General features: G+C 64.1%; 16 protein-coding genes. 9 read left to right on the forward strand and 7 right to left on the reverse strand.

The features are described from left to right. The first annotated feature begins 68 nt into the window (after positions 1–68). The 4 genes from ASD99_RS07070 to ASD99_RS07085 all read left to right on the forward strand — a co-directional run bounded on the left by ASD99_RS07070 (position 69) and on the right by ASD99_RS07085 (position 7,427). Positions 69–4,094, forward strand: a complete 4,026-nt coding sequence (locus tag ASD99_RS07070) for a peptidoglycan-binding protein (protein WP_057143117.1) — start codon at positions 69–71, stop codon at positions 4,092–4,094. 192 nt (positions 4,095–4,286) lie between these two features. Next, entirely contained in the window at positions 4,287–5,210 is a 924-nt protein-coding gene (locus tag ASD99_RS07075; RefSeq protein ID WP_056588376.1) for a sulfite exporter TauE/SafE family protein, read from the forward strand. Beyond that, the gene (locus ASD99_RS07080; protein WP_056588379.1) at positions 5,210–6,001 is read left to right on the forward strand and encodes a TIGR02186 family protein; all 792 of its coding nucleotides are present in this window, start codon (positions 5,210–5,212) and stop codon (positions 5,999–6,001) included. The genes ASD99_RS07075 and ASD99_RS07080 overlap by 1 nt, the downstream gene beginning before the upstream one ends. Positions 6,002–6,170: 169 nt before the next feature. Further along, positions 6,171–7,427: an Hsp70 family protein gene (locus tag ASD99_RS07085; protein ID WP_056588381.1), complete on the forward strand. Its 1,257-nt coding sequence runs from the start codon at positions 6,171–6,173 to the stop codon at positions 7,425–7,427. A gap of 61 nt (positions 7,428–7,488) precedes the next feature. Here the strand turns inward: ASD99_RS07085 and ASD99_RS07090 are convergent, their stop codons facing one another. Then, positions 7,489–8,391: a LysR family transcriptional regulator gene (locus ASD99_RS07090; RefSeq protein ID WP_056588385.1), complete on the reverse strand. Its 903-nt coding sequence runs from the start codon at positions 8,389–8,391 to the stop codon at positions 7,489–7,491. On the opposite strand from ASD99_RS07090, the gene ASD99_RS33155 reads away from it, so the two are divergent. From ASD99_RS33155 to ASD99_RS07105, 4 genes are read left to right on the forward strand one after another with little or no spacing between them, the layout of a single operon-like run. Then, positions 8,341–8,673: a hypothetical protein gene (locus tag ASD99_RS33155; RefSeq protein ID WP_156388938.1), complete on the forward strand. Its 333-nt coding sequence runs from the start codon at positions 8,341–8,343 to the stop codon at positions 8,671–8,673. The two genes, ASD99_RS07090 and ASD99_RS33155, sit on opposite strands and share 51 nt — an antisense overlap. After that, on the forward strand, positions 8,670–11,600 hold the full coding sequence (locus ASD99_RS07095; protein ID WP_057143118.1) for a molybdopterin oxidoreductase family protein: 2,931 nt from the start codon (positions 8,670–8,672) through the stop codon (positions 11,598–11,600). Before ASD99_RS33155 ends, ASD99_RS07095 begins: the two co-directional genes overlap by 4 nt. After that, complete coding sequence (locus ASD99_RS07100) at positions 11,597–12,331, forward strand: 4Fe-4S dicluster domain-containing protein (RefSeq protein ID WP_057143119.1); 735 nt, start codon at positions 11,597–11,599, stop codon at positions 12,329–12,331. Before ASD99_RS07095 ends, ASD99_RS07100 begins: the two co-directional genes overlap by 4 nt. 3 nt (positions 12,332–12,334) lie before the next feature. After that, on the forward strand, positions 12,335–13,270 hold the full coding sequence (locus ASD99_RS07105; protein WP_057143120.1) for a dimethyl sulfoxide reductase anchor subunit family protein: 936 nt from the start codon (positions 12,335–12,337) through the stop codon (positions 13,268–13,270). A gap of 7 nt (positions 13,271–13,277) precedes the next feature. Here ASD99_RS07105 and pdeM read toward each other — a convergent pair whose 3' ends face one another. From pdeM to ASD99_RS07130, 5 genes are all read right to left on the reverse strand, one after another. Further along, positions 13,278–13,994, reverse strand: coding sequence for a ligase-associated DNA damage response endonuclease PdeM (pdeM, locus tag ASD99_RS07110; protein ID WP_056588396.1), 717 nt, complete (start codon positions 13,992–13,994; stop codon positions 13,278–13,280). Then, complete coding sequence (locus ASD99_RS07115; RefSeq protein WP_057143121.1) at positions 13,991–16,540, reverse strand: ligase-associated DNA damage response DEXH box helicase; 2,550 nt, start codon at positions 16,538–16,540, stop codon at positions 13,991–13,993. The genes pdeM and ASD99_RS07115 overlap by 4 nt, the downstream gene beginning before the upstream one ends. A 67-nt stretch (positions 16,541–16,607) precedes the next feature. Continuing rightward, positions 16,608–17,468, reverse strand: a complete 861-nt coding sequence (locus tag ASD99_RS07120; RefSeq protein ID WP_057143122.1) for an NlpC/P60 family protein — start codon at positions 17,466–17,468, stop codon at positions 16,608–16,610. A 92-nt stretch (positions 17,469–17,560) separates the two neighbouring features. Beyond that, positions 17,561–17,911 carry a MarR family winged helix-turn-helix transcriptional regulator gene (locus tag ASD99_RS07125; RefSeq protein WP_057143123.1) on the reverse strand — a complete coding sequence of 117 codons (351 nt, stop codon included), beginning with the start codon at positions 17,909–17,911 and terminating at the stop codon, positions 17,561–17,563. Positions 17,912–17,983: 72 nt separating this feature from the next. After that, positions 17,984–19,348, reverse strand: coding sequence for a leucyl aminopeptidase family protein (locus ASD99_RS07130; protein WP_082583174.1), 1,365 nt, complete (start codon positions 19,346–19,348; stop codon positions 17,984–17,986). A 126-nt stretch (positions 19,349–19,474) separates the two neighbouring features. Here ASD99_RS07130 and ASD99_RS07135 point away from each other — a divergent pair, with 126 nt between their 5' ends. Next, a complete protein-coding gene (locus ASD99_RS07135; RefSeq protein ID WP_056588434.1) occupies positions 19,475–20,296 on the forward strand; it encodes a tetratricopeptide repeat protein in 822 nt (273 codons plus the stop codon). Between the two features lie 91 nt (positions 20,297–20,387). Here ASD99_RS07135 and ASD99_RS07140 read toward each other — a convergent pair whose 3' ends face one another. Further along, the gene (locus ASD99_RS07140; RefSeq protein ID WP_056584935.1) at positions 20,388–21,407 is read right to left on the reverse strand and encodes a type II secretion system F family protein; all 1,020 of its coding nucleotides are present in this window, start codon (positions 21,405–21,407) and stop codon (positions 20,388–20,390) included. Positions 21,408–21,413 lie beyond the last annotated feature (6 nt).

Below are 21,413 nucleotides of genomic sequence, written 5' to 3' on the forward strand. Positions count from 1 at the left end.
GCCTTCGTTCCGACAGGGACTTGGGGGAACTGGCCACGAGCCAGCCATTCTGAAAGACGGACGCACCTATGAACAGCAAGCGGTCCTATCTCGATACACTCAACGCCGGCAGGCAGCGCAGGCCGCAGACCACGCTCGAGCAGTTGAACCAGTCGCTGGAGACGCTGGAGCAGCGGCTGGAGCGGACGCGCGAGGATCCGATGGCACGTCCCGATCTCCGCCAACCCGATCCCCGCCAATATGGCGCCGATGCGCGCTATCCCGCCGCCCGGCCCACTGGCCAGCAGCGCTGGTATGAGGACCCGCAGCCGACGCTGCGCCCGAAGAGCCCGATGCAGCAGGGAGCCACCGCTTACCAGGCCATTGCCCATGACATCGATCGCGTGCGCGGCCAGGAGGACGGCGTGGCCATGGTCGGCAAGATCGCCGGCGAGTTGCGCGGCATGCGCGAGGAATTGCGCCACCAGATGACTGCTGGGCTGCAGCGCGAATTCGAAGCGCTGCGCAAGGACATCGAGCGGGCTTTCCAATCGGGTGCCAGGCCCGGCGCTTCGGCCAAGGGCAGCGCCGAGCTCGGTCTTGAATTCGAACGGCTTTCCGGCGCCATCCAGACGCTGGCCGAGAAGAGCGACGACAGAAGCGTCAACATGCTGCGGCTCGAGCTCGAACAGGTCAAAGCCGCGCTCGAGACGCTGGCACGCGAAGAGAGCGTGCAGAAGGTCGACCGCCGCTGGGACGATTTCGATCGCCGCTGGACGGCTTTCGAGGACCGCGTCGACGCCGACCAGCGCAAGCGCTCGGACGACCCCGGCCTGTCGATGCTGACCGACCGGCTGGAGCAGATCAGCAATGCCGTCAACAACCTGCCTGAATCGCTATCGTTGCGCTCGCTTGAGGAAAAGGTGCGCACGCTTGCCGGCGCCGTCGACCATTTCGCCAGCCAGCAAGACAACCGCGGCAGCGACACGCTTGGCATGATCGACGAGCGGCTGGATGAGATTTCCCGCGCCATCGTTGCATCGACGGTCGCGGCGCAAGCCAATTCATTCGACCACGAGGCTTTCGAGCGCATCGAAAAGCGGATCGACTCGCTTGCCCGTCAGATCGAGGAAGTGGCGCAGGATCGGCCAGGCAACGCGGTCATGGACCGGCTGGGTACGCTGTCGAGCCGGGTCGACGAGCTTGCCGGCCGCGCCAATCTGCCCGAGCAGGCGATGGAGCGCCTGGCCAAGCAGATCGCACTCATCGCCGACAAAATCAATCAGGCGCCCGCCATGCCCGACGCCGACTACATCTTCCACGGGCTGGAGCAACGCTTCGACGTGCTGTCGGGCATGATGGAACGCCGCCAGGGTGACGCCATCGAACAGGGGAACATGCTGTTCCGCGATCTCGAACGCCGACTGGACGAGGTTGCCGACAGGCTCGACCAGCGCATGCCGCAGGTCGACAGCGCCGGCATCATGGAAGCCATCGATGCCCGCTTCACCGCGCTTGCCAAGCGCATGGAAACGCGTGTTCCCGATCCCGCAGGCGAAGCGGCGATCCGCGGCCTGGAAAGCCGGCTCGAAGACATTTCAAGCCGACTGGACGCATCGGCCGCGCAGGTGGCCGGCATCGATCCGGCGCTGATCCGCAGCCTGGAGGCACAGGTCGCCGGCCTGTCCGCCCATCTTTCCAAGCCGAGCACGCCGCTGCCGGAATTCGAGGACATCAGCCCGCGTCTCAACGAAATTGAAAAGTCGCTCGCTGGAACCCGCGATTCCATCCTTGGCGCGGCGCGCGAAGCGGCCGAGAACGCAGTGCAATCGCTGGCCGGTTCGAGCGCCAATACGACCGCCGTTTCCGGCCTTGCCCAGGATTTGAAGACGCTTGAAACGCTGACGCGGCGCTCCGACGAGCGCAATTCGAGAACATTCGAGGCCATCCACGACACGTTGCTCAAGATCGTCGACCGGCTGGGTTCGCTCGAACCCGGCGAGCCGGTCGAGGCGATGAGCGAACTGCTGGATGCGGCACAGGTCGAGCCGAGCAACTGGCGCGGTGCACGGCGACCCAAGATGGCTGTAGACGCGCCGTCGATGGATATCGATCAGCCCCAGCCATTGACTGGGGACATGGCCGATCTCGATGGCCGCGCCGCCGCCATCCTGCGCAATGAGCCGGTTGCTCGCAGCGACCTCGGCGCGCATGGCGGCCTGGGCACGCATAGCGGCCTGGGCACTCGCACGCCCGCCGAGGCTGCCGCTGCCGCGGCCATGGCTGCGCTCGGTTCCGACACGATTGCCGAGAAGAACGACCAGGCGGGCGGGCGTAAATCGTTGTTCGGCGGGCTGGCCCGCGCCTTCAAGGGCAAGAAGGAGGCGGACATTCCGCCGCTGGCCGGCTCGGCGTCGAATGCTTCTGTACCGAGCGTCGATCTCGACGAGCCGCTCGATCCGAAAATGGCCAACCGGCCGTTGGAGCCCGGCTCCGGCGCACCTGACCTCAATGCCATCATGAAGCGCGTGCGCGACGAGCGCGGCCAGCCGGCCAAGCCCAGCGATACCGACGCAGCGAAATCGGATTTCATCGCCGCGGCCCGACGCGCGGCACAGGCCGCGGCCGCCGAGGCCGATGCGCTGAAGCGCCAGTCGACGATAACGGGACCGGTGAAGGCGCTGCGGATCGGCGATTTGCTCAGGGCACGGCGCAAGCCGATCCTGATGGGGACAACCGCGATCTTGCTGGCGCTGGGTGCCCTGCAACTGGGCAAGGCCTTCTTCGCCGAACCTGGCCAAGTGGCGAGCAACGACGTCGCGCCGATCGTCGCCTCACAGCCGATGAAAACCGCCTCATTCGAGGCCGCTGGCCAGCCAAAGACAGACATTCAGCCTCCGGCAGCAGAAAGCGCGCCGGACCGGGTCGTCAGACAGGCCGAACCGTCCGAACCGCTAACCAAGGACGATATGGCATCGCAAACCCCGATGGCCTCGCCGCCGGGCGCTGAGCCGTCGATGGATGCCGCCGCGCCGCCAGCCCAGCCGGCTGCTGCACCGTTCGCTTCGGCTGCGCTCGCCGATGCGAACGCGGCGGCGTCCGACACGACAGTTTCTGCTGTGCCTGCCCCGGCTGCTGCGACCTCCGCTGAAGCAACCGACACCACCACCCGGCCGATGGCGGCTCAGCCGACCACCGCCGGGGACACCACAGGCGCGGTTCCGCCGGCGGACGCTTCGCCGGCGGCAGCGACGGCAAAGTTCGACATTCCCGCCGACGCCGGCCCGGTCGCCTTGCGCGATGCCGCCGCCGGCGGCGATGCCAAGGCGCTGTTCGAGATCGGCTCGCGCTATGCCGATGCGCGCGGCGTCAAGGAAGACATGGTGGCAGCGGCCAAATGGTACGAGAAGTCAGCGGAACTCGGCTTCGCGCCGGCCGAATACCGCATCGGCAATTTCTACGAAAAGGGCATCGGCGTCGCGCGCGACATCAAGAAGGCGAAGACCTGGTACCAGCTTTCCGCGGAGCAGGGCAACGCCAGCGGCATGCACAATCTGGCCGTGCTGTTCGCCATGGCCGCAGACGGCGTGACCGACAATGAATCGGCCGCGCACTGGTTCCAGGCGGCGGCAGATGTCGGCGTCAAGGACAGCCAGTTCAATCTCGGCATCCTCGCCGCCAAGGGCGTCGGCATGAAGCAGAACCTCGAGGAATCCTACAAATGGTTCGCGCTCGTCGCCAAGACTGGTGACAAGGATGCCGCGGCCAAGCGTGACGAGATCGCCAATGCGCTGCGGCCAGAGCAGCTCGAACGCGCCCGCGCCGCGACCGAACTGTGGAAGGCCAAGCCGCTGGATGCGGCAGCCAATTCGGCCGACATTCCCGAGTCCTGGCAGGACGGCGCACCGCAGACGACCGCCAGCATCGACATGAAGAAGGCCGTCCAGAACATCCAGCGCATTCTCAACAAGAACGGCTATGACGCCGGCGGCGCCGACGGCAAGATGGGCCAGAAGACGAAGACCGCGATCATGGCTTTCCAGACCGACAACAAGATGGCGGCGACCGGCGAGGTCGATGAAAAACTGGTCAAGGCGCTGCTGGCGCGCAAATAACGGCAGAGGCGTCGCTTCCACGACGCCCTTGCCACACATTTGCCTGTTAACTGATTGAGATGTTTTTTGTTTCGGCGGCGTAGCGCAGTTTGACTTCGCGGCACCTCCGGCGCAAGAACGAATTGGCTTGTCGGTCCAAGATGCCCGCAACGGTTGCATTCGCCAACAGGCAGAACTGATCGAGACTGACGGGTGGGCATCTATCTCCCGATCGCGGAAATTTCCGTCAACGTCTTCGTCCTGCTGGCCATGGGTGCGGCGGTGGGTTTCCTGTCGGGCATGTTCGGCGTCGGCGGCGGCTTCCTCATCACGCCGCTCTTGATCTTCTACAACATACCCCCGGCGATCGCGGTCGCCACCGGCGCCAACCAGGTCATCGCCTCCTCCGTCTCCGGCGTCCTTTCGCACATGAAGCGAGGGACGCTCGACTTCAAGCTCGGTGGGGTGTTGCTGGCCGGCGGCATTGTCGGTTCCACCGGCGGCATCTACGTCTTCGCCTTCCTGCGCAGGCTCGGCCAGCTCGACCTGTTCATCTCGCTGCTCTACGTCGTGCTGCTCGGCACTGTCGGCGGGCTGATGCTGGTCGAGAGCGTCAATGCGCTGCGCGCCACGCGCAGCGGTGCGGCACCGGTGCTGAAGAAATCCGGCCAGCACAACTGGATCCACCGCTTGCCGCTGAAGATGCGCTTCAGGGCCTCAAAACTGTTCGTCAGCGTCATCCCGGTGCTCGGCCTTGGCGCTGGTATCGGCTTCCTGTCGTCGATCATGGGTGTCGGCGGCGGCTTCATCATGGTGCCGGCGCTGATCTATCTGCTGAAAGTGCCGACCAACGTGGTCATCGGCACCTCGCTGTTCCAGATCATCTTCACCTCCGCTTATACGACACTGGTCCACGCCACCACCAACCAGACGGTCGACGTCGTGCTGGCCTTCCTGCTGATGGCGGGCGGCGTCGCCGGCGCGCAATATGGCGCCAAGGCCGGTCAGAGGCTGCGCGGCGAGCAGCTCCGGGCCTTGCTGGCGCTGCTAGTGCTGGCGGTGGCGATACGATTGGCCATCGATCTTTTCGTCACCCCACCCAATCTCTATTCGCTGTCTGCCTTGGACCTCAACTGATGAGGGCTCCGAACGCATTCGCAACCGCTATTTTCCTGTCGTTGCTTGCGGCCGCCGCGCCGGCGAAGGCGCAGACCCCGCTGACGGAAGGCATCCAGATCGGGCTCTCCACCGACAATGTCGCCATCACCGCCGGCTTTTCCGGCGCCGACCTGACCATCTTCGGTTCGCTGGAGAATCCTGATCCACTCGTCGCGCGCCAGGGCCGCTACGATGTCATCGTCGTGCTCGAAGGCCCGCCCAAGCCGGTGGTGGTACGCCGCAAGGACCGGGTGCTCGGCGTCTGGGTCAATCTGGACTCCGAGACCTTCGAGAACGTGCCGATGTCCTATTCGGTGGCGACGACGCGGCCGCTGCAGGACATCACCGAGCCCAACAGCTACAAGCAGCTGTCGCTCGGCGCCTCCAACCTCTACATGCAGCCCGCCGACGCCGGCGACAGCCCGGCGACGATCGAGGAATTCACCGCTGCGTTGCGAGAGCGCAAGTCGGCGACCGGCCTCTACAGCGAGAATGTCGGCGGCGTGCAATTCCTGTCGCAGAACCTGTTCCGCGCCACCGTCAGGCTGGCGCCGAATGTTCCGGTCGGCACCCACAAGGCGCGCGCCTTCCTGTTCAAGAGCGGCCTGTTCATCAAGGAAAGCTCGGCCCAGCTCGAAATCCGCAAGTCCGGTTTCGAACAGTCGATCTTCCGTGTCGCCCACAATTATTCCTTCCTCTATGGCATCTTCGCGATATCGCTGGCCATGCTGACGGGTTGGCTTGGAAGAGTGATCTTCCGAAAGGACTGAGGCGTCCAAAAGGGGTTTCCCTTTCGCCGATCATGCTATAGACCGCACCTCCCCGCCCGACGGGCAAACACGCACAATTCAATTCGGCAGAGTGGTCCGGTTGCCCGGACTGAGGCGCACGTCTCCCGGCGAGCGCCGATCCGATGCCTGGAGAAGACAGGAGGCTGCTTTGCGACCAGCATTCGGCGGTATCGACTTCGGCACTTCAAACTCCACCGTTGGCGTGGTCCGTAACGGGCAGCCGCGCCTTGTCGCGCTTGAGGACGGCCAGGTCACGCTGCCAAGTGCGGTGTTCTTCAACTTCGAGGACAACCGCACCTGTTTTGGCCGCGACGCCATCGCCAACTACACCGACAGCATCGATGGCCGGCTGATGCGTTCGCTGAAGAGCGTGCTCGGCAGTTCGCTGGCCCACGAGAAGACCCGCATCAAGGCGCGCTCGATCGGCTTCATGGAGATCGTCGGCATGTTCCTCGGCCATCTCAAGAAGAGGCTGGAAGCAGCTGTCGGCGATACGGTAGAGACCGTCGTGCTTGGCCGGCCGGTGCAATTCGTCGATGACGACGCCGAAGCCGACGCGAAGGCGCAAAGCGAACTTGAGAACGCCGCGCGCGCCCAGGGCTTCAAGCACATCGCTTTCCAGTTCGAGCCGATCGCAGCGGCGCTCGACTACGAGCAGAAGGTGACGCGCGAGGAACTGGCACTGATCATCGACATGGGCGGCGGCACGTCGGACTTCTCGATCGTGCGCGTTTCACCGCAGCGCTCCCGTTCGCTCGACCGCAAGGACGACATCCTGGCCAGCCGGGGCGTCCATATCGGCGGCACGGATTTCGACCGGCTGCTGAGCATCGCCCATGTGATGCCTCAGCTCGGCTATTTGACGCCAACCAAGGACGGCAAGCGCAACCTGCCGGCCAGCTACTTCATCGATCTCGCGACATGGCAGCGCATCAATCTGGTCTACACCGCCAAGGCGATGACGCATCTGCGCCAGATCCGCTACGAGGCCGAGCGCGCCGACCTGGTCGACCGCTTCATCCACATCGTCGAACATCGTTACGGACATGCGCTGGCGGCACTTGTTGAAAAGGCCAAGATAGAGCTGACCGACAGCTCGTCCGCGGAGGTCGAGGTTAAGCTGCCAGGTGCGGAGTTCGCCGCCGAAATCACGCGCAGGGGGCTGGACGCCACGATTGCCAGGGACATCGAGCGGGTCACAGCAACGGTGGCGCAGACCATCCGGGACGCTGAGGTGAAGCCGTCCGACATCACCGCGGTGTTCCTGACCGGCGGATCGACCGCGATCCCGCTGGCAAGGCGAGAAATCCTGTCGCTGGTGCCGCAGGCATCCGTCATCGAAGGCGACATGTTCGGCTCGGTAGGACTTGGGCTGGCGCTGGATGCGCAACGCAAATTCGGCTGATCTCGGCCCTTTTGATACTCAATGCCGGCCTGCAAATGGCTGACCCGAATCTCAACGGACCCTACCTTGGTGCAGACCCGTTCATCTCCGCGCCGAGATGCGCCTTGAGCGCCATCTGGGCCAGGCTTGCCTGGCGATCGCGATGGGTGATCATGGCGAAGTCGCGTTTCGGCAATTCGAGCGGCACGGACCTGAGACTGCCTTCGGCCACGGCGCGGGCGACGACAAGCTCCGAGATGATCGTGGCGCCAGCACCCGCCTCGACCGCCTGGCGGATAGCCTCATTGCTCGGCAGCACCAGGAATATCCTGAGGTCGGCGAGCGAAATTCCTTCGCGGCGCGCCAGATCCTCCAGCACTTCGCGGGTGCCGGAACCGCCCTCTCGGATGATCCAACGCAGGTCCTTGATGTCGGAGTGGCCGGGCGCGACTTCGGCGATCTCCGGATGCGAGCTGGCAACCACCAGCATCAGCCTGTCGACGTCGACCTTGGTGCGGCGCAGGATGTCGGACTCGGTGCGCCCCTCGACCAGGCCGAGATCCGCCGCGCCATCGAGGACATTGGCCTCCACCTGCCTGGTGTTGCCGATGCTGACGCTCAGCCTGACGGCGGGATAGGCTTCGTGGAAGGAAGCCAGCCGGCGCGGCAGCCAGTAGCTGGCGATGGTCTGGCTGGCGGCGATCGAGAGGCTGCCGGTGACTGTCTGCGAGACGTGCTCCAGCACATTGCGGGCGGCGGCGGCCCGTTCGAGCACGGCCTTGGCTTCGGGCAGGAACCGGTGTCCGGTCTGGGCAAGCTCGATGTTGCGGCCGACCCGGTTGAACAGATGCACGCCGTGCTGTTCTTCAAGCGCTCGGATGGCGGCCGATGCGGCCGACTGCGAAATGCCCAGCAGTTCGGCAGCTTTGGTCATATGGCCGCGCTCGGCGACGGCGACGAAAATCCGCAACTGATCAAGGGTCATGGGCGCATTAAGAACCAATATCGATCGAATTTACAAGAACAACTGATTAGACAGATCGATAGCTTCATTCTAAGTTTTCGAGTGAAGTTAGAAAAAATTCGCCGAGAGATCGCAGAGAGCAGAATGATCGGGCGGTTCAGATCCCTGCTTGCGCATTGGACCCGCGGCATAAGGCGGCGGCTGGCCGGCGATCGCTATCACCCGGAAGAGCACTACATGCGCGGCCCCGGACCGAAGACGCGAGCCAAATCCATGGGCCGAACAGGCACTACCGGATCATGATGCACGGATCGCCACGCGGCGCGAATTCGGCACCATCGCAACGCCCGCCTGCCGACACGCGCGCACCGGATGAAGGCGATGGCGTCGACACCTCGCCTGACGTTTCCGACAGCATTGCCAAGACGACCTGCTACATGTGCGCCTGCCGCTGCGGCATCGACGTGCACATCAAGGATGGCAAGGTCCGCTACATCAACGGCAACAAGGATCATCCGGTCAATCGCGGCGTGATCTGCGGCAAGGGCAGCTCCGGCATCATGCAGCATTACAGCCCGGCAAGGCTGAAGAAGCCATTGCTGCGCACCGGCCCGCGCGGCTCCGGCGAGTTCCGCGAGATCGAGTGGGAAGAGGCGTTTTCGATCGCCACCGAACGGCTCTCGGCCATCCGCCGGACCGACCCCAAGAAACTGGCCTTCTTCACCGGCCGCGACCAGTCGCAGTCGCTGACCGGCTGGTGGGCGAGCCAGTTCGGTACACCGAACTTCGCTGCCCATGGCGGCTTCTGTTCGGTCAACATGGCGGCCGGCGGCCTCTACACGATCGGCGGCTCGTTCTGGGAGTTCGGGGAGCCCGACTGGGACAACACCAGATATTTCATGCTGTTCGGCGTCGCCGAGGACCATGATTCCAACCCGATCAAGATCGGCCTCGGCAAGCTCAAGGCGCGCGGTGCCAAGGTGGTGTCGATCAACCCGTGCCGCACCGGCTACAATGCCATTGCCGACGACTGGATCGGCATCCGGCCCGGCACCGACGGCCTGTTCGTGTTCGCCCTCATCCACGAATTGCTGAAGGCCGGCCGCGTCGATCTCGACTATTTGCTGCACTACACCAATGCCCATGCCCTCGTAGTGCAGGAGCCAGGTGCCGCCGATGACGGGTTGTTGGTGCGCGATGGCGACGGCAATCCACTGGCTTGGGACAGAGTTGCCAAAAGACCGGTCAGCGCCACCGATGCCAGTGCGAAACCGGCACTGACCGGCAGCTTCACCATTGATGGCCGGCGCTGCGTTCCGGTGTTCCAGTTGATCGCCGACCGCTACCTCAATGAGAGCTATGCACCGGACGCGGTCGCCGAGCGCTGCGGCATTGCCGCCGATACGATCCGCAGGATCGCCGCCGAACTTGCGCATGTCGCTTTCGAACAGACGATCGAATTGCCGATCGCCTGGACCGACTGGGCCGGGCGCCGCCACGAGACCATCAAGGGCCGGCCTGTTTCGATGCACGCCATGCGCGGCATCTCGGCCCACTCGAACGGTTTTCACACGTGCCGCGCCATCCATCTGCTTCAGGTGCTGTTGGGCACGGTGGATGTCCCCGGCGGTTTCCGTTTCAAGCCGCCCTACCCCCGATCCGCGCCGCCCGGGCCGAAACCGGCGGGCAAGACCGTCAAGCCGATGACGCCGCTTGACGGCATGCCGCTCGGCTTCGTCTGTGGGCCGGACGACCTGCTGGTCGATGAGGCCGGCACGCCTGTTCGCATCGACAAGGCCTATTCCTGGGACGCGCCGCTGGCGGCACACGGTCTGATGCATACCGTCATCCGCAACGCCTGGGCCGGCGATCCCTACAGGATCGACACGCTCATGATGTACATGTCGAACATGGCGTGGAATTCCTCGATGAACACCGTCGAGACCATTGCGATGCTGACCGACCATGATGGCGAGGGCAACTACAGGATCCCCTTCATCATCTATTCCGACGCCTATTATTCCGAGACCGTGCCATTCGCCGACCTCGTACTGCCGGACACGACCTATCTCGAGCGTCACGACTGCATCAGCCTGCTCGACCGGCCGATCAGCCATGCCGACGGACCCGGTGACGCCATCCGCCATCCCGTCGTCGAGCCTGACCGTGACGTCAGGCCGTTCCAGTCGGTGCTGATCGAACTCGGTGCCCGGCTTGGCCTGCCCGGTTTCGTCGATGACGACGGCTCCGCCATGTACCGCGACTATGCCGACTATATCGTCAACCATGAGCGCACGCCCGGCATCGGCCCGCTCGCCGGGTGGCGCGGCAAGGACGGGACCTCGACCGGCAGGGGCGAGGCCAACCCGGACCAATTACAGCGCTACATCGACAATGGCGGCTTCTGGCATCACGATTTTGCTGACGACCAGCGCTACTACAAGATGGCCAACCGCTCCTATCTCGATTTCGCGGAGCAGATGGGCTTTATCCCCAAGGCGGAGCCGATCGTCTTCCAGCTCTATTCCGAGCCGTTGCAGCGTTTTCGTCTGGCCGCGCGTGGGCACGGTCGCGTCTTGCCGCCGGAGGGCGATCGCCAGCGCATCGAGACCTATATGGACCCGCTGCCTTTCTGGTACATGCCCTTCGAGGAAGCGGTCGTCGACCTCGAAAAATATCCGCTGCATGCGCTGACGCAAAGGCCGATGCACATGTACCATTCCTGGGGATCACAGAATGCGTGGTTGCGGCAGATCACCAGCCAGAATCGGCTGTTTGTGCATCACCGGACGGCAACTGGCCTTGGCCTTGTCGATGACGACTGGGTGTGGATCGAGAGCATCAATGGCAGGGTGAAGGGGCAGATCAAGCTGATCGACGGGGTGAACGAAAGCACGGTCTGGACTTGGAACGCCATCGGCAAGCGGCGCGGCAGCTGGGGGCTGAAGGACGACGCGGCCGAATCCAACCGTGGCTTCCTGCTCAACCACATCATCGGCGACCAGACTTCGGCCGATGCTCAGGGCAAGCGCTATTCGAACTCCGATCCGGTGACCGGCCAGGCGGCGTGGTTCGACCTGCGCGTGCGCATCTTCAAATGCGCAGCGGAAGAAGCTGGCTTCACCGAGCCGCAATTCGAGCGTTTTCAGCAGCCGCCGCATTTCGTGCCCTCACCCGACAAGCTGACTTTCGGTGCCGAGTTCCGCCGTGCAAGAGAGGCGGCCGAATGACCTGTCTGCCAAGTCAAAGCGGCAAGAAGCTCGGCCTTGTCATCGATCTCGACACCTGCGTCGGCTGCCAGGCCTGTGTCACCGCCTGCAAGGAATGGAACACCGGCGGCCACATGGCGCCGCTGACCGACATCGACCCTTATGGCGGCCATGTCGACGGCGTCTGGTTCAACCGCGTGCACAGCTACGAGCACACCACCGAAATGGGCGGGCGCACCGTCAACTTCCCGCGTTCCTGCCTGCATTGCGAGACGCCGGCCTGCGTCACCGTCTGCCCGACCGGTGCCTCCTACAAGCGGGCCTCAGACGGCATCGTGCTGATCGACGAGGACAAGTGCATCGGCTGCAAATTGTGCAGCTGGGCCTGTCCCTATGGAGCACGCGAGTTCGACACCGATGTCGGCGTGATGAAGAAGTGCACGCTGTGCGTCGACCGCATCTACAATGACAATCTGGCCGAGGAAGACCGCGTGCCGGCCTGCGTCGCCGCTTGCCCGACCAGTGCCCGCCATTTCGGCGATCTCGGCGATCCTCAGTCGGCTGTCTCGCAACTGGTGGCGGAACGGGGCGGCGTCGACCTGATGCCGGAGCTCGGCTATCACCCGACCAACAAATACCTGCCGCCGCGCGCTCATACCACGCGCGCCGCATCGGTGGCAGCACCCGCCCTCGAACCGGTGCGGGCCGAAGGCGGCTTCCTCGGCTGGGTCGACCGCATGCTTTCGAACTAGCCCATGCATCCAGCCTTCTCCGTCGTCTTCTTCACCACCGCCACCGGCGCCGGCTACGGCCTGCTCGCGCTGCTCGGTGTGCTCGGAGGGCTCCAGATCATCCCGCCCGATTTCTGGCTGGGCTTCATCGGCATGGGGCTGGCGCTCGGCCTGATCGTGGCCGGGTTGTTGTCCTCAACGGGTCATCTCGGCCGCCCCGAGCGCGCCTGGCGGGCGTTCTCGCAATGGCGCAGTTCCTGGCTGTCGCGCGAAGGCGTGGCCTCGGTCATCACCTTCATCCCGGCGGGACTGTTCGGCATCGGCTGGGTTCTGCTGGGCAGAGCCGGCGGATGGGTCGCCGTAGCTGGGCTGCTGGCGACCATCGGTGCCATCGTTACCGTTTGCACCACCGGCATGATCTATGCCTCGCTGAAGCCTATCGCCCAATGGCACAGCCGCTTCACTCTGCCCGCCTATCTCATCTTCTCGGCGATGACCGGCAGTGTGCTTTTGAACGCGCTATGCCAGGGTTTTGCGATCGGCTCGAAAATGCTTCTGGCGGTTTGCGTTCTAATGACTGTGATCGGCTGGGGGTGGAAGCTCGCGATCTGGCGATACAATGATCGACTCGAAATCCCGACCACCGCCAACACCGCTACCGGGCTGGCCGGCGGTACGGTGCGGTCACTGGAATGGCCGCATACGGAGGAAAACTACCTGCTCAAGGAAATGGGCTTTCGCATCGCGCGCAAGCACAGTGCGCGGCTGCGCCAGATCACGCAGTGCGTGGCCTTCGCCCTGCCCGTCTTTCTGCTTGCCGCCACATTCACCCTGCCCTGGCCCTTCGCAACGGCGGCGTCACTGCTCGCCGCGATCGTGCAGTTCGCCGGCATGCTGGTCGAACGCTGGCTGTTCTTCGCCGAGGCGAAGCACACCGTCACGCTCTACTACGGCAGATAGGGCAGTTTCAGCCGGGCCTGAGCATCGAGCGCGAAATGGCGAAGATACGGTCCGTGCCCAGCATATAAGCCATTAGCGTGTCCAGCCGGAACAACCCGGCATAGGCGCGGTCGAGCACGTTGAGCGAGCCGGTATAGGCACCGAAGGCGGGCATGATCATGCGGCCGCCGTCACCGGCAAAACAGCGCCGCCGCACGGAACGACCCTGCTGCACGATGCGGGCGCAAGGATGCAGATGCCCCGCTATTTCGCCCTCGACGCGCAGCTTCGACGGCTCATGCCGGAACAGCAGCGAGCCGATGGCGAGTTCGCGCACCGTCTCGCCGGGCAGATCGGCGGGCGCTTCCGGGTCATGATTGCCGGCGACCCAGAACCAGTCGCGGCCGGCCATCAGCGCTTCCAACCGCTCGCGGAAGCTCGCATGCATGCGCTGGGCGCCGCCGCCATCGTGGAAGCTATCGCCCAGGCTGATGACGATCGACGGCTGGTAGTCTGATATGACGGCTTGCAGTCTCAGCAAGGTCGCGCCGGTGTCGTAAGGCGGGATCAATGCGCCGCGTCGTGCCAGCGACGAACCCTTTTCCAGATGCAGGTCGGACACGGCCAGAAGCCGCAGATCCGGAAAATAGAGCACGCCGCGCGGGTCACAGACGGCGCGCTCGCCGGCGATGCCGACAAGGTCGGCCTCTGCGATCAGCGAAGCGCGCGCCAGCGAAAAATTCATTCCTCAGCCATTCCCGGCCCCATGGCCTCCTCGACCAATGTCGCCGCGTCCATCAGCAGTGTCTCGTCGGCCTCACCGTTGACCGGCATCTTGCCGATCTCGAGCATGATCGGCACGGCAAGCGGCGAAATCTGTTCGAGTGCCTTATGCACGATTCGACCCTGGATACGCGAGAGCATATCGGCAAGTCTGCTGACATCGAGCAGACCGGTCGCCGCATCGGCGCGTGTCGCCTGAAGCAGGATGTGGTCGGGCTCATGGCTGCGCAGCACATCGTAGATCAGGTCGGTCGACACGGTGACCTGACGGCCGCTTTTCTCCTGGCCCGGATGACGTTTCTCGATCAGTCCCGAAATCAGCGCGCAGTTGCGGAAGGTGCGCTTGAGGAGCCAGCTGTCGGCCAGCCAGGCTTCGAGATCGTCGCCCAGCATGTCCTGGTCGAAAAGCGCACTGAGCGAAGGTTTCCTGGCTTTGAACATCGTGCCCATGTCGCCCAGCGACCATATGGCCAGCGCATAGTCGGTGGCGACAAAGCCGAGCGGCCTGGCTCCCGCCCTGTCGAGGCGGCGGGTGAGCAGCATGCCGAGCGTCTGATGCGCCAGCCTGCCCTCGAACGGATAGGCCACAAGATAGTGGCGATTGCCGCGCGGAAAGGTCTCGATCAGCAGGTCATCGCGCTTGGGCAGCACCGACCTGTCGGCCTGGAACCGCAGCCAGTCGGCCACCTGCTCGGGCAGCTTCTTCCATCGCTGCGGGTCGTCCAGCATGATGCGGACCTGTTCGGCGAGATAGGTCGAAAGCGGGAACTTGCCGCCGCCATAATAGGGCACCTTGGCATCGCTGCCGGGCGCGTTCGACACGAAGCATTCATTCTCGCGAATGCCTTCGAAACGCAGCACCTTGCCGGCAAACATGAACGTGTCGCCATGCGTCAGCGTTTCGAGGAAAGCCTCCTCGATCTTGCCGAGAACCCTGCCGCCGCGCGAAGCCGCGCCCTTGCTGCCGGCCTTGACGTAGCGCACGTTGAGCGCCGGCACCTCGATAATGGTGCCGACATTCAGCCTGTATTGCTGGGCAACGCGCGGATTGGACACACGCCACAACCCGTCCTTGTTCAGCCGGATGCGAGCGTAGCGCTCGTAGTTCTTGAGCGCATAGCCACCGGTGGCAACGAAATCGATAACGCGGTCGAATGTCGGTCGATCGAGGCTGGCATAGGGGGCCGCGGTTCGCACTTCCTCGAACAGATCATCGGCACGGAACGGCGCACCACAGGCGCAGCCCAGAACATGCTGCGCCAGCACGTCGAGGCCGCCATCGATCAACGGCGGCGTGTCCTGGGCGCCGAGATAGTTGGCGTCGAGGGCCGCCCGGCATTCCAGCACCTCGAAGCGATTGGCCGGGATGAGGATCGCCTTGGACGGCTCGTCCATGCGGTGGTTGGCGCGGCCGATGCGCTGCGCCAGCCGGCTGGCGCCCTTCGGCGCGCCGACATGCACGACCAGATCGACATCGCCCCAGTCGATGCCGAGATCGAGCGTCGAGGTGGCGACGATGGCGCGCAAGGCGTTGTCACCCATCGCCTTCTCGACGCGCCGGCGCTGGGCGACGTCGAGCGAGCCGTGGTGCAGGGCAATCGGCAAGTTGTCCTCGTTGACCCGCCACAATTCCTGGAAAAGCAACTCGGCCTGGCTGCGCGTGTTGACGAACAGCAGGGTCGTCTTGTGACGCTTGATCTCGCGGTAGATCTCGGGCGTGGCGTAGCGCGCCGAGTGTCCTGCCCATGGCACGCGCTCTTCCGAATCGAGGATGGAGATATCGGGCTTCGCGCCGCCTGTCACGACAATGAGCTCAGCCATGTCGGGGCTTGTTGGACCTTTGGGCGGATTCTGGCTGACCAGCCAGCGCCGCAACTCGTCCGGCTCGGCCACCGTGGCCGACAGGCCGATCGTCTGCAAGCCGGGGACAAAACTGCGCAGCCGCGCCAGACCGAGCGCCAAAAGATGTCCGCGTTTCGATGTCACCAGCGAATGCAACTCGTCGAGCACGACGTAGCGTAAGTCGTCGAAGAAGCGCCTCGCATCGCCTGCCGAGATCAACAACGCCAATTGCTCGGGCGTGGTCAGCAGGATGTCGGGCGGCACCAGCTTCTGGCGCTGGCGCTTGTGCGCGGGGGTGTCGCCGGTACGGGTCTCGATGGTGACGGGTAGACCGATCTCCTCAACCGGCTTGCCGAGATTACGCTCGATGTCGACAGCCAATGCCTTGAGAGGCGAGATGTAGAGCGTATGGATGCCGCGCTGCGCCTGGCCTGGCTTTCGCCTTGGTCGGACAGCCAGTTCGGTCAGCGAGGGCAGGAAGCCGGCCAGCGTCTTGCCGGCGCCGGTCGGCGCTATCAGCAGGACCGACTGTCCGGCCTGGGCTTTCGCCAGAAGTTCAATCTGATGGGCGCGCGGCGACCAGCCCTTTTCGCCAAACCACCTGATGAATGGTTCGGGCAGGGCTACGGTGGCATTCTGTTCGGCAAGGCGCGGCTGCTCTGTCACCCGCCAGAGGTAGCGCGACGGCAGTCAATCGCCAAGAAAAATCGGAACAAAAGGGGATCGTTCTTCCCTACGGTCGCCGAAAGCCTGTAGGGCCGCCATAGAGATAGCCGATGCGGGCGACGGCGTCCTTCAACCCTTCGCGCGACACCAGCATGGTGTGGCCGTTGGCGTGGATCATGGTTTCGGCGTCGGTCATGACGGCGACATGGCCCTTCCAGAACACCAGATCGCCGCGCCGCAGCCCTGAGAAATCAGGGCCCGGCTCGAGCGGCTCGCCGAGCGTCTCCGCCTGCATGTCGGAATCGCGCAGCACGTTCCTGCCGGTCATGCGCATCGCCAGTTGCACCAGGCCAGAACAGTCGATGCCGAAACCGGAAGTACCACCCCAAAGATAAGGTGTTCCAAGAAACGTCTCGGCAACCGCGACATAGTCGGAGGCTGCTTCACTGAGCGGCCGCAGATGACCCGCGATGATCGCCTCGCCGGATGGCAGGACGGCATAGCGCGTGCCACGCGTGTCGGCGGCATCCGTCACCGTCACAGTCGATCCCATCGACAATTGTCCGGCGATCGGAAAGCGCAGATCCGGCCCGGGGTAGAGGAAGGTGCGCGGCACGCAGACGATGTGCGTGGGCGCAAGGTCCCCCCCGCCCAGCATCGTGTCGGCGACATAGCCGACATAGCCGTCGCGTTCGGCCTGGACCCACGCCCAGCCCTCGGTGACCTCGAAGACGAGGACATCATCGCCGAACAGAAGTTGCGTGTTGACGCCGGCATCCGGCCGCGGCGCCTTGCGCATATCGGCAACGGGCGCGGTGATCCGCGCCGACCGGCCAGCGACGAAGCGGTCGGCAGCGACCTCGCCCTTCAGCCGCGCGTCGGCAAGGTCGGAACGGAAAGCGTGAAGGCGGGCATCCCTGGCAGTCAAATCGGGTATCTCTTCTATTTTGTTTGAGCCTGATCTTGTCCGAAAACCGGCCTCCACTTTTCGGGATCACGCTCTCTAGATGGGGAATTCGCTCAAATCGGCAGTTCGTGGGCCTTGGCGATGATACCATCGCCGAAGCGCTCGACAAAGAGCGCGCCCTCGACGGTGCGCCTGATCAAGACATTGCGCTTGTCGAGTTCGTCGCGATGCCGCGACACCAGTTTCAGCGCGCCCATCGTGTCGAGCGCGCGGGTGATCACTGGCTTGGTGACATTGAGGCGGGCGGCCAGCCCGCGCACCGTGTGAGGCGGCGGATCGAGATAGATTGTGAACAGGATCGCCGTCTGGCGCATGGTCAGATCGGGCGCGTCCTCGCGCACCTGCGACAGCATCACTTGCTGCCACAGTCGCAAGGCCTGGCTCGGGCGCATCGCAATCGACATCGCGCCAGCATGACGGCAAATTGTTTCGGTTCCGTTTCAGTTTCCGCAATTTGCCGGCTCTGGCTACAGCTATCACCCGTAGCGTTTCGAGATGATCCGCTCCAGCGCGCGGATGCCTTGCGCCTCGCCGCCGGCGGGGCCATGCGGGCGATCGGCGGGGTTCCAGGCGAAGATGTCGAAATGCGCCCAGCCCGCGGTCTTTTCGACAAAGCGCTTGAGGAACAGTGCCGCCGTGATCGAGCCGGCGAAACCATCCGTGGTGACATTGTTGATGTCGGCGATCTTCGACGACAATTTTGCATCGTAAGGCCGCCACAGCGGCATGCGCCACAGCGGATCCTCGGCCACGATGGAAGCGGCCGCCAGGTCGGCTGCCAGCGCTTCGTCACCGGTGTAGAAGGGTGGCAGGTCGGGGCCGAGCGCGACACGGGCAGCCCCAGTCAGTGTCGCCATGTCGACCAGAAGCTGCGGCTCCTCCTCGTCGGCCAGCGCCAGGGCATCGGCCAGCACCAGCCGCCCCTCGGCATCCGTGTTGCCGATTTCGACAGTGATGCCCTTGCGGCTCGTCAGCACGTCGCCGGGCCGGAAGGCGTTGCCGGCAATCGAATTCTCGACCGCGGGGATGAGCACGCGCAGCCGCAAATTCAGGCCGGCAGCCATGATCATTGAGGCGAGGCCAAGCACATTGGCGGCACCGCCCATGTCCTTCTTCATCAACAGCATGCCGGACGACGGCTTGATGTCGAGACCGCCAGTATCGAAACAGACGCCCTTGCCGACCAGCGTCACCTTCGGCGCACCTTGCTGCCCCCATCTCATGTCAATCAGGCGCGGCGCGCCGGCCGACGCGCGGCCGACGGCATGGATCATCGGGAAGTTCTGATCGAGGAGATCGTCGCCCTTCACCGCCGAGACTTCGGCCTTGTGCCTGCCTGCCAGGGTCCGCACCGCCTGCTCCAGGTCTTCCGGGCCCATATCGCTGGTCGGCGTGTTGACCAGATCGCGTGTCAGGAAGACGCCATCGGCAATGCGGCGAACGCGCCCGGCATCGACCCTGGACGGCAGTTCGAAGCGCAGCGCCTTGCCTGGTTTCTTGCCATAACGGGTGAAGACATAGCCGCCGAGCACCAGCGCGGTGGCCGCGAGTTCGGGGTCGGCCGGCACCGAGGCGAAATGCCAGTCGCCTTCCGGCAGGGCTTTCGACAGTGCGCCGAGGGCGAGCGCGCCTTCGCCTTCGCCGATACCGAACAACGCGCCGCCGAGCGCTCCGTTTTCGCCGGGCACGACCAGCGTCCTGCCTGGCTCGCCGGAAAAGCCGTTGGCTCTGGCCCAGGCGACGGCGGCTGACGCAACACCCGTCGCCTCGAGACCGTCCCTGGCTACCAGATGGACCGGCAGTGAGCCCGGCAGTTTCTCCTCGATGAGTTCAACAGGCATTCGATGTTCTCCATGCGGCGACCTTCGAGTCGCCGTTCTTAACCGTCCGTTAGGGTTAACAGAATATTTCTGCGGGAGGGAAGACGGCCACGCAATGGCCGCGCATGAATGGAGGCTTAGGTAGCCATGCCGACCAACCGCACGATCAACGCCAGGGGAAAACGGCTCATCACCACCACCCTTGCGCTGGTGCTCGCAGCGGGCGTCGCCGGCTGTGCAACCGACAAGCTTTCCACCGGCTCGATCGGGCGCACCAGCGGAAAACCGCTGGAAACCATGTCGGCGGGAGAACTGCACACTGCGACGACGTCACTTGGCCAATCCTACGCCAGGAACCCCAACGACAAGCGAATAGCGACAAATTATGCCGCGGCACTGCAGATGGATGGCGACGCCGACCAGTCGCTCGCCGTGATGCGCAAGCTGGCGATCGCTCTGCCGAAGGATCGTGACGTGCTCGCCGCCTATGGCAAGGCCCTGGCCGCCAATGGCCAGTTCGAGGCAGCACTCGATGCCGTGCGCCGCGCCCAAACGCCGGAATATCCCGACTGGAGGCTGGTGTCGGCCGAAGCGGCCATTCTCGACCAGACCGGCCAGAAGGACGATGCGCGCCAGCTTTACCGCAAGGCGCTCGAACTCAAGCCGAACGAGCCTTCGGTGCTCTCCAATCTTGGCATGTCCTATGTGCTGGAAGGTGACCTGCGCACCGCCGAAACCTATATGCGCTCGGCCGCGCAGCAGCCGAACGCGGACAGCCGGGTCCGCCAAAACCTGGCGCTGGTCGTCGGTCTGCAAGGCCGCTTCGACGAAGCCGAGAAGATCGCCTCACAGGAACTCTCTCCCGAACAGGCGCAGGCAAATGTCGCCTATCTCAGGCAGATGCTGGCCCAGCAAAATGCCTGGAGCCAGCTCAAGGATCAGGACAAGTCAAAGTCCGCGACCAACTGAGGCGACGATCGTTGTAGCCACCATCAATGAAGAAGCCGCGCTGCATGCAGCGCGGCTTCTTCACATCTTCTTACGGGGATTTGCCTCGCCGCTACTGAGCTGATGCCGGTGCCGGATGATCTCCGAAGATACCGCGCTGGCTGACCTGAATGCCGGCGGGACCCAGAATGATGGCAAAAAGCACCGGCAGGAAAAACAGGATCATCGGCACGGTGAGCTTTGGCGGCAAGGCGGCGGCCTTCTTCTCGGCCGCATTCATACGCATGTCGCGGCTTTCGGCGGCAAGCACGCGCAGCGCATGTGCCACCGGCGTGCCGTAGCGCTCGGCTTGGACGAGTGCCTGCGACACAGACTTGACCGAATCCAGGCCGGTCCGGCTTGCCAGGTTCTCGTAGGCCTGCTTGCGCTCCTGCAGATAGGAAAGCTCGGCGTTGGTGAGGATGAATTCTTCCGCCAGAGCCACCGATTGCGCACCGATCTCGTCAGCGACCTTGCGCAGTGCTGCTTCCACCGACATGCCCGACTCGACGCAGATCAGCAGCAGATCGAGCGCATCCGGCCATGCCATCTGGATCGACTGCTTCCGCTTGGTGGCACGGTTGTTGACATAGACCACCGGTGCGTAGAAGCCGCCATAAGCAACGAGGATGCAGACGAACAGCCTGATGACCAATGGTTTGTCGGGCAATCCTCCGAGGACGAAGATGTAGATTGCCGCCAGCGCGAAGCCGACGAAGGGAAGCACGAGACGGAAGAAAAGAAACCGCGTCAGCGGGTTCTGCCCGCGAAACCCGGCCACCTTGAGTTTCTGCAACGTGCCCTCATCGGCGAGCGCGCGCCTCAGATCCAGCCGGTCGACAATGTTGCGCATCCCAACCGACTGTTCCTCGCGCAGACCCTTGCGACGGCGATCCGCCTCGACGGCAAGCCGGGCGCGCTGCTTGGCACGCAGTTCGTCGCGTTCCAGCGCAACGGTTTTCATGCGCGACTTGAGCTGGTTTCCGCCAAACGCCGGCAGCAAGGTGAAGACGGTCGCAAACACCGCAATGGCGACCAGCAGCGCGATCAGGAAGGTCGGATCGGTCAGGGTTTTGATGACTTGCTCGGTCATGCCACG

The organism is Mesorhizobium sp. Root695 (assembly GCF_001428185.1).
Classification (GTDB): domain Bacteria; phylum Pseudomonadota; class Alphaproteobacteria; order Rhizobiales; family Rhizobiaceae; genus Mesorhizobium.

Bases quoted from the DNA above. Each gene is read 5' to 3' on its own strand.
- ASD99_RS07070 (WP_057143117.1), top strand. From the start codon at position 69: ATGAACAGCAAGCGGTCCTATCTCGATACACTCAACGCCGGCAGGCAG.
- ASD99_RS07080 (WP_056588379.1), top strand. From the start codon at position 5,210: ATGAGGGCTCCGAACGCATTCGCAACCGCTATTTTCCTGTCGTTGCTT.
- ASD99_RS33155 (WP_156388938.1), top strand. From the start codon at position 8,341: ATGGCCGCGCTCGGCGACGGCGACGAAAATCCGCAACTGATCAAGGGT.
- ASD99_RS07090 (WP_056588385.1), bottom strand. From the start codon at position 8,391: ATGACCCTTGATCAGTTGCGGATTTTCGTCGCCGTCGCCGAGCGCGGC.
- ASD99_RS07095 (WP_057143118.1), top strand. From the start codon at position 8,670: ATGATGCACGGATCGCCACGCGGCGCGAATTCGGCACCATCGCAACGC.
- ASD99_RS07100 (WP_057143119.1), top strand. From the start codon at position 11,597: ATGACCTGTCTGCCAAGTCAAAGCGGCAAGAAGCTCGGCCTTGTCATC.
- ASD99_RS07105 (WP_057143120.1), top strand. From the start codon at position 12,335: ATGCATCCAGCCTTCTCCGTCGTCTTCTTCACCACCGCCACCGGCGCC.
- pdeM (WP_056588396.1), bottom strand. From the start codon at position 13,994: ATGAATTTTTCGCTGGCGCGCGCTTCGCTGATCGCAGAGGCCGACCTT.
- ASD99_RS07125 (WP_057143123.1), bottom strand. From the start codon at position 17,911: ATGTCGATTGCGATGCGCCCGAGCCAGGCCTTGCGACTGTGGCAGCAA.
- ASD99_RS07130 (WP_082583174.1), bottom strand. From the start codon at position 19,348: ATGCCTGTTGAACTCATCGAGGAGAAACTGCCGGGCTCACTGCCGGTC.
- ASD99_RS07135 (WP_056588434.1), top strand. From the start codon at position 19,475: ATGCCGACCAACCGCACGATCAACGCCAGGGGAAAACGGCTCATCACC.
- ASD99_RS07140 (WP_056584935.1), bottom strand. From the start codon at position 21,407: ATGACCGAGCAAGTCATCAAAACCCTGACCGATCCGACCTTCCTGATC.